The organism is Microbacterium gorillae (assembly GCF_050990725.1).
Classification (GTDB): domain Bacteria; phylum Actinomycetota; class Actinomycetes; order Actinomycetales; family Microbacteriaceae; genus Microbacterium; species Microbacterium gorillae_A.
The window spans coordinates 612,464-629,016 of the sequence record NZ_CP158844.1 but is presented as its reverse complement, the minus strand read 5'-3'; the positions used below and the strand labels follow the sequence as shown (position 1 = coordinate 629,016).

The 16,553-nt window shown below is 68.3% G+C and carries 14 protein-coding genes; 5 read left to right on the top strand and 9 right to left on the bottom strand.

Annotated features, from left to right (window positions below):
- Positions 1 to 24: 24 nt before the first annotated feature.
- The 8 genes from mmsB to ABTV68_RS02805 all read right to left on the bottom strand — a co-directional run bounded on the left by mmsB (position 25) and on the right by ABTV68_RS02805 (position 9,497).
- Positions 25 to 936 carry a 3-hydroxyisobutyrate dehydrogenase gene (gene mmsB / locus ABTV68_RS02840; protein WP_433676109.1) on the bottom strand — a complete coding sequence of 304 codons (912 nt, stop codon included), beginning with the start codon at positions 934 to 936 and terminating at the stop codon, positions 25 to 27.
- Positions 933 to 2,093, bottom strand: a complete 1,161-nt coding sequence (locus ABTV68_RS02835; protein ID WP_433676108.1) for an acyl-CoA dehydrogenase family protein — start codon at positions 2,091 to 2,093, stop codon at positions 933 to 935. The genes mmsB and ABTV68_RS02835 overlap by 4 nt, the downstream gene beginning before the upstream one ends.
- 11 nt (positions 2,094 to 2,104) lie before the next feature.
- Positions 2,105 to 3,604 carry a CoA-acylating methylmalonate-semialdehyde dehydrogenase gene (locus tag ABTV68_RS02830; protein ID WP_433677532.1) on the bottom strand — a complete coding sequence of 500 codons (1,500 nt, stop codon included), beginning with the start codon at positions 3,602 to 3,604 and terminating at the stop codon, positions 2,105 to 2,107.
- A 145-nt stretch (positions 3,605 to 3,749) separates the two neighbouring features.
- Positions 3,750 to 4,928, bottom strand: coding sequence for a thiolase family protein (locus tag ABTV68_RS02825; RefSeq protein ID WP_433676107.1), 1,179 nt, complete (start codon positions 4,926 to 4,928; stop codon positions 3,750 to 3,752).
- A gap of 137 nt (positions 4,929 to 5,065) precedes the next feature.
- Complete coding sequence (locus tag ABTV68_RS02820; protein ID WP_433676106.1) at positions 5,066 to 6,247, bottom strand: bifunctional 2-methylcitrate synthase/citrate synthase; 1,182 nt, start codon at positions 6,245 to 6,247, stop codon at positions 5,066 to 5,068.
- A 139-nt stretch (positions 6,248 to 6,386) separates the two neighbouring features.
- Entirely contained in the window at positions 6,387 to 7,286 is a 900-nt protein-coding gene (prpB, locus tag ABTV68_RS02815; RefSeq protein ID WP_433676105.1) for a methylisocitrate lyase, read from the bottom strand.
- A gap of 49 nt (positions 7,287 to 7,335) precedes the next feature.
- Positions 7,336 to 8,862 carry an MmgE/PrpD family protein gene (locus ABTV68_RS02810; protein ID WP_433676104.1) on the bottom strand — a complete coding sequence of 509 codons (1,527 nt, stop codon included), beginning with the start codon at positions 8,860 to 8,862 and terminating at the stop codon, positions 7,336 to 7,338.
- On the bottom strand, positions 8,859 to 9,497 hold the full coding sequence (locus ABTV68_RS02805; RefSeq protein ID WP_433676103.1) for a GntR family transcriptional regulator: 639 nt from the start codon (positions 9,495 to 9,497) through the stop codon (positions 8,859 to 8,861). The genes ABTV68_RS02810 and ABTV68_RS02805 overlap by 4 nt, the downstream gene beginning before the upstream one ends.
- A 213-nt stretch (positions 9,498 to 9,710) precedes the next feature.
- On the opposite strand from ABTV68_RS02805, the gene ABTV68_RS02800 reads away from it, so the two are divergent.
- The 5 genes from ABTV68_RS02800 to ABTV68_RS02780 all read left to right on the top strand — a co-directional run bounded on the left by ABTV68_RS02800 (position 9,711) and on the right by ABTV68_RS02780 (position 15,273).
- Positions 9,711 to 10,850, top strand: a complete 1,140-nt coding sequence (locus ABTV68_RS02800; protein WP_433676102.1) for a polysaccharide deacetylase family protein — start codon at positions 9,711 to 9,713, stop codon at positions 10,848 to 10,850.
- A 135-nt stretch (positions 10,851 to 10,985) separates the two neighbouring features.
- Positions 10,986 to 12,089, top strand: a complete 1,104-nt coding sequence (locus tag ABTV68_RS02795) for a serine hydrolase domain-containing protein (RefSeq protein ID WP_433676101.1) — start codon at positions 10,986 to 10,988, stop codon at positions 12,087 to 12,089.
- 83 nt (positions 12,090 to 12,172) lie between these two features.
- Positions 12,173 to 13,084: an ABC transporter ATP-binding protein gene (locus ABTV68_RS02790; protein ID WP_433676100.1), complete on the top strand. Its 912-nt coding sequence runs from the start codon at positions 12,173 to 12,175 to the stop codon at positions 13,082 to 13,084.
- A gap of 1 nt (position 13,085) precedes the next feature.
- Entirely contained in the window at positions 13,086 to 14,756 is a 1,671-nt protein-coding gene (locus ABTV68_RS02785; protein WP_433676099.1) for an ABC transporter permease, read from the top strand.
- 4 nt (positions 14,757 to 14,760) lie between these two features.
- Positions 14,761 to 15,273: a GbsR/MarR family transcriptional regulator gene (locus ABTV68_RS02780; RefSeq protein WP_433676098.1), complete on the top strand. Its 513-nt coding sequence runs from the start codon at positions 14,761 to 14,763 to the stop codon at positions 15,271 to 15,273.
- On the opposite strand, the gene ABTV68_RS02775 is transcribed toward ABTV68_RS02780, so the two are convergent.
- Positions 15,242 to 16,465 (bottom strand): heparan-alpha-glucosaminide N-acetyltransferase domain-containing protein, encoded by a 1,224-nt coding sequence (locus tag ABTV68_RS02775; RefSeq protein ID WP_433676097.1) that lies wholly within the window; start codon positions 16,463 to 16,465, stop codon positions 15,242 to 15,244. The genes ABTV68_RS02780 and ABTV68_RS02775 overlap by 32 nt on opposite strands.
- Positions 16,466 to 16,553: the final 88 nt, after the last annotated feature.

The following is a 16,553-nucleotide window of genomic DNA, read 5'->3' as shown; positions in this document are numbered from 1 at the left end:
CTCTCGTCTACTCGCGCGAGCGGGTCACTCGGCGCGCTGCGCCGCGGCGCTGGCGGATCGGATGGTCTCGATGATGCCCGAGAAGTCGCGCGCCGCGCCAGGGCCCTGGGCGTACCCGGCGTAGATCTCCTCCGCGTGAAGGCCGAGGGCAGCACCCACACCGGTCTCCTCGATCGCGTGCCGCGCCAGCCCGAGATCCTTCGCCATGAGCGCCCCGGCGAATCCGGGCTGATAGTCACGGTTCGCGGGGCTGGTCGGCACCGGGCCGGGCACGGGACAGTTGGTGGTCAGCGCCCAGCACTGACCGGATGCGTGAGATGCCACCTCGAACAGCGCGTCGTGCGTGAGGCCCAGCTGCTCCCCGAGGACGAACGCCTCCGCCACCGCGATCTGGGTGACGCCGAGAATCATGTTGTTGCACACCTTCGCCGCTTGCCCGAGCCCCGGACCGCCGCAGTGCACGATGCGGGCACCCATCGCTTCCAGCAACGGATGTGCCGCGGCGAAGTCTTGGTCGCTGCCGCCCACCATGAACGTGAGGGTGCCGTTCTCCGCCCCGACCACGCCACCGGACACGGGAGCATCCACGTTGCGCTGACCCGCCGCGAGCGCGAGATTATGGGCTTCCCGCGCCTCGCTGACCGCGATGGTGGAGCACTCGATGAACAGAGTTCCGGCCGGCGCCGCCGCCAGCAGCCCGTCCTCCCCCGCGAAGGCGTCCAGAACGTGGCGCCCGCTCGGGAACATCGTGATGACGACCTCCGCGCCACGCGCTGCCTCGACGCCCGACGACGCCACCGCGATGCCGGCGCCGCGTGCAGCCTCGACGGCGGCCGGCACGACATCGAACCCGATCAGCTCGTGCCCTGCGGCGACGAGGTTCTTCGCCATGGGAAGCCCCATATGCCCGAGCCCCAGAAAAGCGATGCGTGTCATCGCCGACCTCCCATCACCTCTCGGCCAACGATGACCCGCATGATCTCGTTGGTCCCCTCGAGGATCTGATGCACGCGGAGGTCTCGCACGACCTTCTCGATTCCGTAGTCCTGCAGGTAGCCATAGCCGCCGTGCAGTTGGAGCGCCTCGTTGGCGATGCGGAATCCCGCATCGGTGGCGAATCGCTTGGCCATGGCGCAGCGCATGGCCACATCCTCCGCCTCGTCGTCGATCGCTCGTGCCGCGTCTTGCACCATCAGACGCGCGGCGCGCAGTTCGGTGGCCATGTCCGCCACCGTGAACTGCACCGTGGGCTGATCCGCCAGCGCGGCGCCGAACGTGAACCGCTCGTGCACGTACTGCACGGCCCGGTCCAGCGCCCAGCGTGCGCCGCCCAGCGAGCAGGAGGCGATGTTGACGCGACCACCGTTGAGGGCCTTCATCGCGATGCGGAAACCGCCGCCCTCTTCGCCGAGCAGGTTCTCGGCCGGGACGCGCACGGCGTCGAACACGACCTGGCGGGTGGGCTGCGCCTTCCAGCCCATCTTCTTCTCGTTGGCGCCGAAGCTCAGGCCGGGGGTGTCCGCCGGCACGATGAAGGCTGAGATCCCCCGCGATCCGAGATCCCCGGTACGAGCCATCACGACGTAGACGCCCGCGGCACCCGCCCCTGAGATGAACTGCTTCACGCCGGTGAGCACCCAGCTGTCTCCATCGCGCACCGCGCCCGTCGTGATCGCGGCCGCGTCCGATCCGGCACCGGGCTCGGTGAGGCAGTAAGCGCCGAAGATCTCCATGGCGGTCAGCCGCGGCAGCCACTCGTGCCGCTGCGCCTCGGTGCCGTACGAGTCGACCATCCAGCCCACCATGTTGTGGATCGAGATGTACGCGGCGATCGTGGGGTCGGCGTACGCGAGTTCTTCGAAGATCGCGGCGGCGTCCTCGCGCGAAAAGCCCGCGCCCCCGACATCCTCGCCGATGTAGATGCCTCCGAGCCCCAGCTCTCCCCCGTGGTGCAGTGACTCGACGGGAAACTCTCCCGACGAGTCCCGCTCCAGGGCGTAGGGGGCGAGTTCGTGCTGCGCGTACTCGCGAACGGCGTCGATGATCGCGGCGCGGTCCTCGGCGGTCGTCGTGGTGGTGGTGACGGTGCTCATCGGCGGGCCTCTCAACTCATGGTCGGGATGACGAAGCTGGCTCCCTCGCGGATGCCCGAGGGCCAGCGGCTGGTGACGGTCTTGGTCTTCGTGTAGAAGCGGAAGGAGTCCGGGCCGTGCTGGTTGAGGTCGCCGAACATCGACTTCTTCCAGCCGCCGAACGTGTGATACGCGATGGGGACCGGAATCGGGACGTTGACGCCCACCATCCCGACCTGCACCCGCGCGGCGAAGTCGCGGGCGGTGTCGCCGTCTCGCGTGAAGATCGACACGCCGTTGCCGTACTCGTGGTCGGAGGCCATGGCGAGTGCCGCCTCGTAGTCGTCGGCACGCGCGATGATCAGTACGGGACCGAAGACCTCTTCGCGGTAGATGGTCATGTCGGTGGTCACGCGGTCGAAGAGGGTGGGGCCGAGGTAGAAGCCGTTCTCGTGCCCGGGCACCACGAGACCACGGCCGTCCAGGAGAAGCTCAGCGCCCTGGTCGATCGCCTGCGCGATGTACCCGCTCACTCGTTCGACGGCCGCGGCGGTGACCAGCGGACCGTAGTCCATCCCCGGCTCCAGGGCGGGGCCGACGGTCAGTGCGCGAGCGCGCTCCATGAGCTTGGCCGCGAGAGCGTCCGCGGTCTCCTGACCCACCGGCACGGCGACCGAGATCGCCATGCAGCGCTCCCCCGCCGATCCGTAGCCTGCACCGATCAAAGCGTCGGCCGCCTGGTCGAGGTCGGCGTCCGGCATCACGATCATGTGGTTCTTCGCACCGCCGAAGCACTGTGAGCGCTTGCCCTGGTCGGCGGCGGTGGTGTGGATGTAGTGGGCGATCGGCGTGGAGCCGACGAAGCCGACCGCCTGGATCCTGTCATCGAACAGCAGCGCGTCAACGGCCTCCTTGTCCCCGTTCACCACACTGAAGACGCCATCGGGAAGGCCCGCTTCGGTGAACAGCTCCGCCAGGCGCAGCGGGACGGAGGGGTCGCGCTCGCTGGGCTTGAGCACGAACGCATTGCCACAGGCGAGGGCAGGGCCCGCCTGCCACAGCGGGATCATCGCCGGGAAGTTGAACGGGGTGATGCCGGCCACCACACCGAGAGGCTGGCGCATCGAGTAGACGTCGATTCCGCGTCCAGCACCCGAGGTGTACTCGCCCTTCAAGAGATGCGGTGCCCCGACGGCGAACTCCACGACCTCCACACCGCGCTGGATGTCGCCCTTCGCGTCGTCGAAGGTCTTGCCGTGCTCGCTGGACAGCAGGCGGGCGAGGTCGTCGCGATCACGTTCCACGAGCGCCAGGAAGCGGGTCAGCACCCGGGCGCGCGCCTGCGGGTTCATGTCGCCCCAGATCTGCTGGCCGACGACGGCCAAATCGATCGCGGCGCGCACCTCGTCGCTGCTCGCCAGCGGCACGCGAGCCTGGACCTCGCCGGTCGAGGGGTCGAAGACGTCACCGAATCGTCCCGACGTGCCCGCGGTGAGCTTTCCGCCCACGAAGTGCGACAGTTCCCTGACCATGATGACCACCACTTCCGGCGCCACCCTTGGCACCATGATCAGAATACCTGGACATCCAAGTAAATCAACGGGCTTCCAACTGATTCACGGCACAAGAATGGCTCCTCCCCTGGTCGGGGAGGAGCCATTCGTACGGTCCGAGGACTTAGAGGCGCTCGATGATCGTGGCGTTGGCCATCCCACCGCCCTCGCACATCGTCTGCAGTCCGTAGCGTCCGCCAGTGTGTTCGAGGTACTCGACGAGGGTGCTCAGCAGCCGGGTGCCGCTGGATCCCAGCGCGTGACCGAGGGCGATCGCGCCGCCCCAGGGGTTGAGCTTCGTCTGATCCGCGCCCACGGCATCCGCCCACGCGAGCGGCACGGAGGCGAATGCCTCGTTGACCTCGTACGCGTCGATGTCGTCGATGCCGAGCCCCGAGCGCTCGAGGATCCGCCGGGTCGCGGGAATCGGGCCGGTCAGCATCATCAGCGGGTCATCGCCGACGACGCTGAAGGCGTGGAAGCGCGCCCGCGGACGAAGCCCGAGCTGCTCCGCTCGCTCGGCACTCATGATCAGCGCAGCAGAGGCGCCGTCGGTCAGCGGCGATGAGTTGCCCGCCGTGATGTTCCAGCCGATCTCCGGGAAACGTGCGGCCAGCGAATCCGTGTGGAACGCCGGGTTGAGCTTCGCCAGGCCCTCGGCGGTGGTTCCGGGCCGGACGGTCTCGTCGCGGGCGATCACTCCCGCATCAGTGTGCACGGGCAGCAGGTCGGCATCGAAGGACCCCGCGTCCGCAGCGGCCGCCGCCCGCTCGTGCGAGCGCGCGGCGTAGGCGTCGAGGTCGTCGCGTCCGAACCCCCACTTCGCGGCGATCAGCTCGGCCGACACACCCTGGTTCACAAGCCCGTTCGGGTAGCGCTCCTGAATCAACGCGGACTCCCCAGAGACACCCGCCAGCGAGGATCCGAGAGGTACGCGACTCATCGACTCGACACCGCCGGCGATCACGATGTCGTAGGTGCCCGCGATCACACCCTGAGCGGCGAAATGCACCGCCTGCTGACTCGACCCGCACTGCCGGTCGATCGTGGCGGCCGGCACCGTCTCATCGAAGCCCGCCGCGAGCACGGATCGGCGAGCGATGTTGTAGGCCTGCTCGCCCACCTGACTCACGCAGCCGAGAAGAACGTCGTCGATCTGACGCGACTCCAGTCCGTTGCGGCGAAGCACCGCCTCCAGCACCGGCGCCATGAGGTCCACCGGGTGGATTCCGCTGAGCGCTCCCCCGGGCTTTCCCCGTCCCACTGGAGTGCGCACCACATCAACAATGACCGCTTCGTTCATGATCTCCCTCTCTTTCCCGCGAGACTTCCCTCTGTGGGCGACAATCGGTGCGTTGCGGTGATTCTCGCCCACATTCGGAATTCTCGCGGGTCATGTGGTGCGGCAGGGGTGCCGCGGGGTTGCCGACGGGTCGCGGGTTACTCGGCCTCGGCGGGGCGGTCGGCGGCGGCCACGTCGGCGGCGGTCGCGGTGTAGCCCGGGATGTGGCGCTCGGGCTCACCGACGTACTCGGACAGGGGACGGATGAGAGCGTTGGAACCCAGCTGCTCCATGATGTGCGCCGTCCACCCGGTCACGCGCGCAGCAACGAACAGCGGGGTGAAGGTCAGGGTGTCGAAGCCGATGAGATCGTACGCGGGCCCCGACGGATAGTCGAGGTTCGGGTAGATGCCCTTGCGGCTGACGAACTCCTCCTCCAGCGCGGCATACAGCGCCGCAACATCGGGACGGTCGTAGTGCTCGACGAGGGTGTCCAGGGCCGCCTTCATCGTGGGAACTCGCGAGTCGCCGCGCTTGTAGACGCGGTGGCCGAAGCCCATGATCTTGCGCTTGGCCGCGAGCGCCTCATCCAACCAGGGCTTGACGTTCTCCGCGGATCCGATCTCCGTGAAGATGTGCAGCACGGCCTCGTTCGCACCGCCGTGCAGCGGGCCCTTGAGCGCACCGATCGCACCCACCACGGCGGAGTACAGATCCGACAGAGTGGATGCGATCACCCGCGCGGTGAATGTCGAGGCGTTGAACGAGTGCTCCGCGTACAGCGTCATGGAGCGGTTGAACGCGTCCACGACCACCGGATGCGCTTCCTCGCCAAAGGTCATCCAGAGGAAGTTGGCCGCGTAGTCGAGATCGTTGCGCGGCGGGATGATCGCCTGCCCACGACGACGACGCTGTCCGTAGGCGACGATCGCGGGCAGCGCCGCGTACAGTCGCACCGCCCGCCGCAGGTTCTCCTCCGGCGTCCCGGCCGCGTTCATCACGTCGCCCGTCGCGTCGAGTGCGCCGATGACGGAGACCGCCGTGCGGACCTCGTCCATCGGGTGGGCGTCAGTGGGCAGCAGGTCGATCGCCGCACGCACCTCGGGAGACAGCGGGCGATGCGTACGTTCGATCGCGCGGAACTCCGCCAGCTGCTCGGCCGTGGGCAGATCGCCGTGCCAGAGCAGGTAGGCGACCGCTTCGAACGGCTGCGTGGCCGCCAGCTCCTGCACCGGGTACCCGCGGTACAGCAGGCTGTTCGTCTCGGGGTTGACCTTGGAGATGCTCGTGACGTCGACCACGACGCCGGCGAGCCCCTTCTTGATGTCGATCTCGCTCATGTTGTCTCGCTCCCTTGCGTGAGTTCAGTCTGCCTCGTCCAGCACCCCTCCGCGAAACACCCAAGCAAGTCCGAGAAACCCGGCAACGCAGGGTTTCTCGGCCGCGCATGGGTTTCTCGCATGTCGAGGCGGGCGGAAGTCAGCGGGTCACCGTGAAGGTGAACACCGAGTTGTCGAAGTGGTTGTAGGCCTCGTAGTCGATGAGGTCGTAGAGGTCGGCGCGGTGCAGCATCTCGTCGAGCTTGTCGCGCAGGTGCCCCTTCTCCTCGATCTCATCGAGCGCGCGGCCGGTCGCCCCCATCGCGATGCGCAGCATCGACACCGGCCAGATCACGATGTTCATGCCCACCGACGCCAGCTGCTCGACGGAGAACAGCTCGCTCTTGCCGAACTCGGTCATGTTGGCCAGCAGCGGAACGTCCACGGCCCGGCGCATGACCTCGAACTCCTCGAGCGTGCGCATCGCCTCGGGAAAGATCGCGTCCGCACCGGCGTCCACCAGCTTCTTCGCGCGATCCACGGCCGCGTCCAGACCCTCCACCGCACGGATATCGGTGCGCGCCATGATGAGGAAGTTCGGATCGCGACGAGCATCGACCGCCGCGCGGATGCGCTTGAGAGCCGTGGATTCGTCCACCACGGACTTGCCGTCCAGATGGCCGCAGCGCTTCGGGTTGATCTGGTCCTCGATGTGCAGACCGGCCAGCCCCGCATCCTCCATCTCCTGCACGGTGCGGGCCACATTCATCGGCTCGCCGAAGCCGGTGTCGGCATCGATGATCGCGGGAAGGTCCGTCATCCGTGCGATCTGCTTGCCGCGGCCGGCCACCTCGGTGAGCGTGGTGAGCCCGATGTCGGGAAGTCCGAGATCGGCGGAGAGCACTGCACCGGAGATGTAGACGCCCTCGAAGCCCTTCTGCTCGATCAGTCGCGCGGACAGCGGATTGAACGCGCCGGGGAAGCGGAGCAGGTCACCGCTGGCGAGCCGCTCACGGAACAGGCGGCGCTTGTCGGCCGCGGATGTCTGCGAATAGAGCATGGGTCCTCCGAGATGAACGCCCCGCCGACCGGAGCCGGCGGGGCGGGGTTCAGAACAGGCCGCGCGGCGAGGGCGCTGCGTCCAGCACGCCCGGCTTCGCGACGATCGACAGCTGCAGCACCTCGTCGGCGCTCAGTTCGGGAAGGCGCTGGACGAGCTCGAGGAAACGTTCGATCTCGTCGGCGTCGAGCACCGGCTCCGCCAGCAGCCGGAACTTGCGCACGTAGTCGGCACGGGCGAAGGGGCGCGCACCCAGCGGGTGGGCGTCAGCCACGGCGATCTCGTCGACGATCGTGGATCCGTCGGTGAGGGTGATCTCCACCCGACCACCGAAAGCCTTCTCGTTGGGGTCCTCCGAGTGGTAGCGGCGTGTCCACTCGGCGTCTTCGGCCGTGGTGACCTTGTTCCACAGCGCAACGGTGTCGGGACGGGCCGCGCGCTCCGGGGCGTAGGAGTCCACGTGGTGCCACGCACCGTCCTGCAGCGCCACCGTGAAGATGTACGGGATCGAGTGATCCAGTGTCTCGCGGCTGGCGGTGGGGTCGTACTTCTGCGGGTCACCCGCGCCCGAGCCGATCACGTAGTGCGTGTGGTGGCTGGTGTGCAGCACCACGCTCGCGATGTTCTCCGGGTCGCGCAGCGCCGGGTTCTCGTTGCCGAGCTTGCGGGCGAGGTCGATCCACGCCTGCGCCTGGTACTCGGCCGAGTGCTCCTTCGTGTACGTGTCGAGGATGCCGCGCTTGGGCTCACCCGCGGCAGGAAGGGGCACGTCGTATGCGGCGTCCGGCCCGTCCAGCATCCAGGCGATGACGCCATCCTCGCCCTCGTAGATCGGCGACGGGCTGGTCTCGCCGCGCATCGCACGGTCGACGGCCTCGATGGCCATCTTCCCGGCGAACGCCGGAGCGTGCGCCTTCCACGTGGAGATCTCGCCCTTGCGCGACTGACGCGTGGCGGTAGTGGTGTGCAGCGCCTGGCCGACGGCCTGGTAGATCGTCTCGGTGGGCAGGCCCAGCAGCGTTCCGATGCCGGCCGCGGCCGACGGGCCGAGGTGGGCGACGTGATCGATCTTGTGCTTGTGCAGGCTGATGGCGCGCACGAGGTCCACCTGGATCTCATAGCCGGTGGCGAGGCCACGGACGAGAGCGTCACCGTCCTTACCTGCGTGCTGCGCGACGGCGAGGATCGGTGGGATGTTGTCTCCGGGGTGCGAGTACTCCGCCGCGAGGAACGTGTCGTGGTAGTCGAGTTCGCGCACGGCGACGCCGTTCGCCCACGCCGCCCACTCCGGGCTGGTGCGGTCCTGGAGCACGCACCCGAACACGGTCGCGCCCTCGCCACCGCGAGAGACGGGATGATCCAGCGCCTGCGCACGCGCAGCGGACACCGGACGACGCGTGAGCGAGGCCGCGGCGACGGCCGCATTGTCGATGATGCGGTTGATGATCATGTCGACCACCGCGGGCTCCACCTCGACCGGATCGGTGGCGACCTCCGCGATCTTCCAGGCCAGCTGCTGTTCGCGGGGCAGCTCCTCCGCGCTCTTGTAGACGCGGACGTGATGCGTGACGGTCATGAGTGTCCTTCCGGGAGTGAGGCGAGGATGTTGGTGAGCGCGTTGTGCAGGTGCACGTGCGTGGCGTGGGCGGCGAGATCGCTGTCTCCTGCGGCGATCGCGCTGGCGATCAGCCGATGCTCGGTGACGGATGCGGCGAGTCGCGTGGCGTTCTCGCGGGACAGGCGTCGCACGCGCACGAGGTGGGTGCGGATCGTGCGCAGGGCAGCCGTGAGGTAGTCGTTCGCAACGGCGATATCCAGTGCGGCGTCGAAGCGGGCGATCAGCACGCCATAAGCCTCACGGCCGGCGTCCGCGTCCAGGTTCACGGCACCCAGTTCGTCGGCGAGATCGGAGAACACGCTCCGGTCGCCCCGCTCGGCCGCGAGCCGCGCCGCCGTCTCCTCCAGCGCTCGACGAACCTCGAACAGCTCGCGGATGTCGCCGCGATCGATGTCGGTGACCACGGTCACACGCGGCGAGACCTGCGCCACCAGGCCGTCCGCGTTGAGCCGGCCGATCGCCTCGCGCAGCGGAGTGCGGCTCACGCCCAGCCGAGCCGCCTGCTCCACCTCCCCCAGAACCGCGCCGGGAGCAAGGCGCCCGGACTGGATCTCCTCCAGAAGCGTGCCATAGGCACGATCACTCGCTCGCACGGCACCTCCTCGTGATCAATCGCTCCGGCTAGTGTATACACAAATCCCTCGTTACGGACCTGGATCGCACCCTGAGTTCATTTTCGTATACATTGCGCAACCCGCGCGGACCGAGCTTCGGGATCTGGGCAGATCCACCCGCTACGATCATCACGGCATCCGGCGTCCCCGCTCCGACAGACGAGTGCGCCGACCGCCGCCGAACGGGGGATCATGACAACGCACGCCAGAGCACGCCGAGGCCGACGGACGCTGATCATCGCGGGCGCCGTCGTCGTCGCAGCAGCTGTCTTCGGAGGTGGCGTCGCACTGGGCGCCGCGCAGGTCGGAACAACGCCGCACGCCGCTCCCCCGGCGGACTCAGCGACGCCCCCGGCGGCCGCCACACCCACGCCGACGCCGCTCACCGCCACCCAGCAGCTCCTCCACGACAGCGGTGACCCGAACGCCTGCGCCGTATCGTTCACCGGTGAGGGCATCACCGATGCTCCCACCCTCGAATCCACCGGCAACCGCTTCCTGCATCTGCCGATCCCGGCACAGGAGGGCCGCGTCTTCGCCGGCTGGTACGCAACCCCCGAAGCCGCGAGCGCCCGCGATGTCGCGTCGCGTATCAACGGCGCCGATGCCGTCACGTGCGGACCGGACCGGGAGCTGACGGTCTACGGCGCGTGGACCACGCCGGAGGACCTCACCGCCACCGGCACGCGCGTGCCGATCCTGATGTATCACCAGTTCACCGACAAGCCGGAGGGCGAGGAGGGCTGGCTGCGCAACAACTTCTACGGCGTCACCGCCTGGCAGAACGATCTCGCCTACATCCGTGACGGCGGCTTCTACCTGCCGACCTGGGACGAGCTGGCGGCGTTCATCGACGGACGACTTCTGCTCCCACCGCGCTCGGTGATCATCACCGACGACGACGCCGACCCCACCTGGCTGAATTGGGCGGTGCCGGTCGTCGACCAGGATCGACTGCTCACCACATCGTTCGTCATCACGAGCGCTCGCCAGGATCCGACCCCGTCGATCTGGGTGCAGCAGCGCTCTCACACCCATGCGATGCATGAGGCGGGCGACAACGGCAAGGGTCGGATGGTCAACTGGTCGGAGGCGGACATCGCCGCGGACCTCGGGACCTCGGCCCAGATCCTCGGTGCGACCGAGGTCATCGCCTACCCCTACGGTCACTACAACGACACCGCGAAGGCGGGCGTAGCCGCCGCCGGATTCGAGATGGCCGTCACCACCGAGTGGGGGTACGTCACCGTGGGCTCCGACAAGCTCGCCCTGCCGCGCGTGCGCATGAACTGGGGCATGACCGTCGACGACCTCGCCGGCCTCATCGGCTGACCCGAACCTGATCGCGGCCTGCGCAGGTGTCGGCCAGGGATGTCACCTCGGCGAATACACCTTCCGACGGATGTCGCGGGTGGAGCACGTTCCTACACTGACCGGGATACGCCGTCCGTGACGAAAGGCCCGCGCATGTCCGAACCGCTCTCCGAGATCCTCGCGCGCCATGTCGACGCCGGCACCGTGCCCGGCGCGGTGGGAGTTCGGGGTGACGGCGCGCTGACAGCTGTGGGCCTCGACGCTCCCGGCGGCGCACCGCTGCAGTCGGATGCGATCTTCCGCATCCAGTCCATGACCAAGCCCGTCACCGCCGTCGCCGCCCTGCGTCTGGTCCAAGATGGGGTGCTGTCTCTGCACGAACCCGTCGAGACCTGGCTCCCCGAGTTGAGCGGGCTGCGGGCCCTCCCCCACCCGGACGCACCGCTTTCGGAGGCACGACCCGCGAAGCGGCCGATCACGCTTCACCATCTGCTCACCAACACCTCCGGCTACGGGATGATGACGACCGACTCCCCGCTGCGGCAGGCGATGGTCGACACCGGCATGGAAGCGGGGCCCGAGCCCGTGACACGGGGCGCACAGGACTGGCTCGACGCGCTGGCCTCCCTCCCCCTGGCCTTCGACCCGGGCGACGGATGGCGCTATCACCATTCGTTCGGGATCCTGGGCATCCTGCTCGGACGGCTGGGCCGAGGGTCCACCGACCAGGTCCTCGACACCTCCGTCTTCGCGCCGGCCGGAATGGTCGACACCGGCTTCACGGTGCGGCCAGGGCAGGAGCATCGCCTGGTCGCCGCCTTCCGGCGCACGAACGATGGCTTCGCGGTGACGGAACCCGCGGCCGCGGGGTTCTCGGTCGCGCCACCGCCGTTCGATGTCAGTCATTCCGAGCTGGTGTCGACCGTCACGGACTACCGCGCCTTCCTCCGCGCGCTCCTGGACGGACGTCTGATCGACGAGGCGCTGCTCGCAGAGTTGCGCCGCGACCAGGTCCCGTCAGCGGCCAAGACGCCGGACAGCTTCTTCCCCGGGTTCTGGCAGGCAACGGGCTGGGGATACGGCACATCCATCGTGACGGAGGGACCGCACCGAGGTCGGTTCGGCTGGTCGGGCGGACTCGGGACCGACTTCTTCGCCGACCCCGACGGATCCGTGTGCGTGGTCATGGCGCAGGTCGAGATGGACGAGAGGGTGTTCGGACTCCTGGGCGACCTTCAGGAGGCGAAAGCCACCTGACTTCGGGACCGACGCGGATCCTCACAAAACCCTCACGGCACACTTTCTTCACAAATTTGTGAAATGTGTGTAGCGTTCCCGTCATGAACACGGTGATCAGCACGGTCGGCCTGCGCAAGACGTACGGCCGCGTGCACGCGCTCGACGGACTCGACCTCTCCGTCTCCGCAGGACAGGTCCACGGCTTCCTCGGCCCGAACGGTGCAGGGAAGTCCACGACGATCCGGATCCTGCTGGGTCTCGCTCGCGCCTCCGCTGGCACGGTGCGCCTGCTCGAAGGGGACCCGTGGCGTGATGCTGTCGCACTTCACCGACGCATCGCCTATGTCCCCGGTGACGTCAATGTCTGGCCCAACCTCTCCGGCGGCGAAGCTGTGGACCTCCTCGTTCGACTCCGTGGCGGCGATCTCCGATCGGCGTCATACCGCGCCGAGCGGGAGCGGCTCTTCTCCGCGTTTCAGTTCGACCCACGCACGCGAGGACGCGCCTACTCGAAGGGAAACAGGCAGAAGATCTCCCTCATTGCGGCGTTCGCGCTTCCTGCCGAGCTCTACATCCTTGATGAGCCCAGCAGCGGACTGGACCCGCTCATGGAGATGGTTTTCCAGCAGGAGGTCGCACGCGTGCACGCTTCAGGAGCCACGGTACTGCTGTCCAGCCACATCCTCAGCGAGGTCGAACAGCTCTGTGACCAGGTATCGATCATTCGCGCTGGACGCGTCGTCGAATCCGGCACGCTGGCCGAGCTGCGTCATCTCACTCGGACCGAGGTGTCCTTCGAGGACGACGGCACGATTCCTGCCGGCGTGCAGGACATCACGAGAGAAGGCGGGCGCGTCCGGTTCACGGTGGACCCCACGGACATGTCCGCCACGTTGGCAACGCTCGCGAACGCGGACGTGCAGGGCCTGCGGGTGAACCCGCCCTCGCTGGAGGAGCTTTTCCTGCGCCACTACGGCGAGGGTGTGGCCACACGACGTGGATCGGCGGCATGACATGAGCACAGTCACCACCCACGCGCCCCGCGTTACGGAGAGCGCGCCCCGCACCCGTGCGGGCGCCGTCCGCACGCTGTGGGCGGTGCAGATGCGGCGCGACCGGCTGCAACTCGCCGTCTGGATCCTAGGAAATGCCGCCATGGCCGGGCTCGCCGTCACCGGGGTCGCCCAGTCCTATGGCTCCGAAGCGGAGCGGAGCACGCTTCTCGCGACTGCGATCGCAAATCCCGTGGTCCTCACCTTTCGCGGGCTGCCCTCCGGTGCGGGCGCGGCGGAGTTCACCGGCTTTCTGATCCTTCCCTTCCTCGTGATGATCGCGGCGTTCATGAGTTCGTTCCTCGCCGTACGTCATACCCGGGCCGAGGAGGAGAGCGGACGCGCCGAATTGGTCGGCGCCACGATGGCCTCGCGCGGCTCGGCCCTCTGTGCCACCGCGTTGCACGGATTCACCGCGAACGCCCTCACCGCTGCGGCCGTCGCCGTTGCGTTCCTCGCGAGCGGACTGCCCCTGAGCGGCAGTGTGACCGCGGGCGTCACGACCGGAGCTGCCGGACTCGTGTTCCTGGGGGTCGGCCTGATTGCCGCGCAGCTGTTCGCAAGCTCACGCGGCGCGAACGCCCTCGGTGTCATCGTGATCCTGGCGAGTTTCCTCGTCGGTGGCGTGGGCAATGCGATCGGCTCGCCGAACGCCGACCTCACGCGCATGGAGAGCTCGGTGCTCGCCTGGTTCAGTCCCTTCGGCTGGGCGGAGAACGTCCGGCCCTTCGCCGACAACGACCCAGGTCCGTTCCTGCCACTCGTTGCAGCAGCAGCGATCGGGCTCCTGCTGGCCGCCGCCCTGCAGAGCAGGCGCGATGTCGGTGCGTCCTTGCTGGCACCTCGACGCCGTCGCGCACAGGCATCCGGCTCGCTGCGTGGACCTGTCACCCTGGTCGGCCGACTCACGCGCGGATCGGCCATCGCGTGGGCGGTCGGCGCGTTCCTCACCGGCGTGCTTGCCACCTCACTGGCCTCGGTCGTGCAGGATCTGGGTGGCAGCAACCCCGCTATCGCGACCATCCTGGAGGCGATGTCCCAGAGCGGCGATCTCCGGGCGGGAACCGTGGTCATCTTCTTCACGGTGGTCGGGATCCTCGCGTCATGTTGCGCTGTCCAGCTGATCGCGCGGGCCCGCCAGGAAGAGGCTCACGGGACCGTGGAACCCCTCTGGGCGGCGGCGGTGGGCAGACGTGGTTGGTTGGCCTCATACCTGGCCGTGGGCGTCATCGCCATCGCAGTGGTCGATGGTGCCGCGGTGCTCGGCGCGCTGGTCGGGCTCGCGCGAAGCGGCGACGACCTCGTGCGAGAGGTGTGGGTCGGTGCGGCAGGTCAGGGCGCTGTCGCCGTCGCATTCCTCACCATCACGGCCCTCGTACTGGTCGTCCTCCCGCGATGGACCATCGGCATCGGCTGGTCGATCGTGGTACTCGCCACGATCATCGGGCTGTTCGGTCCGCTGTTCGGGCTCCCCGACGAGCTCACACGGCTCTCGCCGTTCAGTCAGGTCCCCACGGTGACGGCGGGCGGTGTGGACGGCCGCGGCGTGATCGGCATCATCGCGACCGCAGCCATCGCGCTCGTCCTCTCGGTGTGGCTTGTGCGTCGCCGCCCCCTCGTCACGGCAGGCTGAGGTCATGACAAGTGCACCTGTCCCCACCGGATCGAGCCGTGCGGAAGACGCCCTGCCCGAGGCGGACGAACATCGCGCTGTCACAGCGGCGGAACAGGCCGCCGCCGTGATCACCGCAGCGGGAATGGCCAGGATGCCCGCGCGCGTGTTGATGGCACTGGTTGCAGCGCCTGCCGAGGGGTATACGGCCGCGCAACTGGCCGAGCGCCTCGGCGTCAGCGCGGCCGCGATTTCCGGAGCGGTGTCCTACCTGCACCGGATGCACATGGTCGAACGGCTCTCGCGTCCGGGAACGAGGGTGGTGCAGTACGCCGTCGTACGGGAGTCCTTCTATCAATCAGTGACATCGAACGCTCACATCTACGACAGGATGGCGGCCTTCATCGACGAGATCGCGGAGGCGCACGCGGAAGACGCGGAGGCCTTCGAACGGGCGACGGAGATCGCCGACTTCTTCCGATTTCTCGCCGAGCGGTTCCCGCAGCTCATCGACGAGTGGCGGCAACTGCGGAGCTGACGCCCGGTCGGCGCGGAACGAGCAGCACTCCGCCACGCACGGCGACGGCGATGAGCGCCTCCAGCGGTCCCTTGCGACGGAGGGCCAGCAGGATCGCGCCAATCACCAGCGCACCGACCACGTTCGCGGCCCACAGCTCGAAGCCTGCTCCGCGAACTCCCGTCGACATCGCGATAGGAATTGAGGCGAGGCAGTGCGCCGCGTAGATGGTGAGGGGCGCGGCTCCGGTGGTCGCGATCAGACGGACCGGATACGCCAATCGGCGGCGATCGGCGGTGAGCGCCGTCATGAGACCGATGATCGCGACCGCGACGGCGCCGGTTCGAAGGATGTCCACCGGTGTTCCGGAGTGCGGGGCGGCGATCAGCTGCATCCACCAGGTTCCGGTGGGCATGGCCCCATACGACCCGCCGCTCTGCGCGATGATCGCCTGCTGCAGTTCGCCGGAACGCGGCGCCACCGTCTCCACGACGGAAAGCGTCGCCCAACTCACGACATGCGCCAGCACGATGAACGCGACACCGCCGGCGGCGGCGATCCATCCCCAACCGCGAAGCCCACCGTGCTCCGCGGTGGCGATCATGCCGCGCGCGAGCAGGATTCCGAGCAGCAGATACACGAGCCAGGTGATCACGGGGTACACGCCGGTGAGGAAGAGGGCGCGGAGGGCGGTCCCCGGTTCGGCGAAGTCACCGAGCGGCAGACTCTCCCCCTCGAGGAAGATGCCGAGGTCCTGGCGCAGGGTCGCGTTGATCCCGCCACCGAACAGCGCGAGCACGCCGCCGACGAGGACGATCAGCCACGACGGAGCCAGCAGGAACGGGCCGGCGACGATCATGGCGGCACCGAAGTAGACGAGCACCACGACCATCACGACCGGAGGCTCAGCGAGCAGGGTCCCGATGAGCATGACGATCAGCCCGCGCACCAGCACGGCGATCAAAACCCCCGCCGCGCCCCGCTCCGCACGCACGCGTCGGGTGGCGAGCACCAGCGACATGCCACCGAGCACGGCGAACAGCGTGGAGGCGGTTCCGTCGCTCAGCTGAAAGGCGACGTTCGCGGCGATCGCCCGCAGCGGTTCGTCGGAGGCTCCGTCGACCAGCCACAGGTGCGCGGCGAACATGCCGATGAGCGCGACGAATCGCGCGAGGTCAAGACCCGCGAAACGCGCTGGCAGTGCGGACGGCACGACCCCATCTTCGCAGTCCGCCGTGCTTCGGGCCGGGGTCAGATGCTGCTCTTGATGATCGGCGCGTCGGTCGCGGGGATTCGCGGTG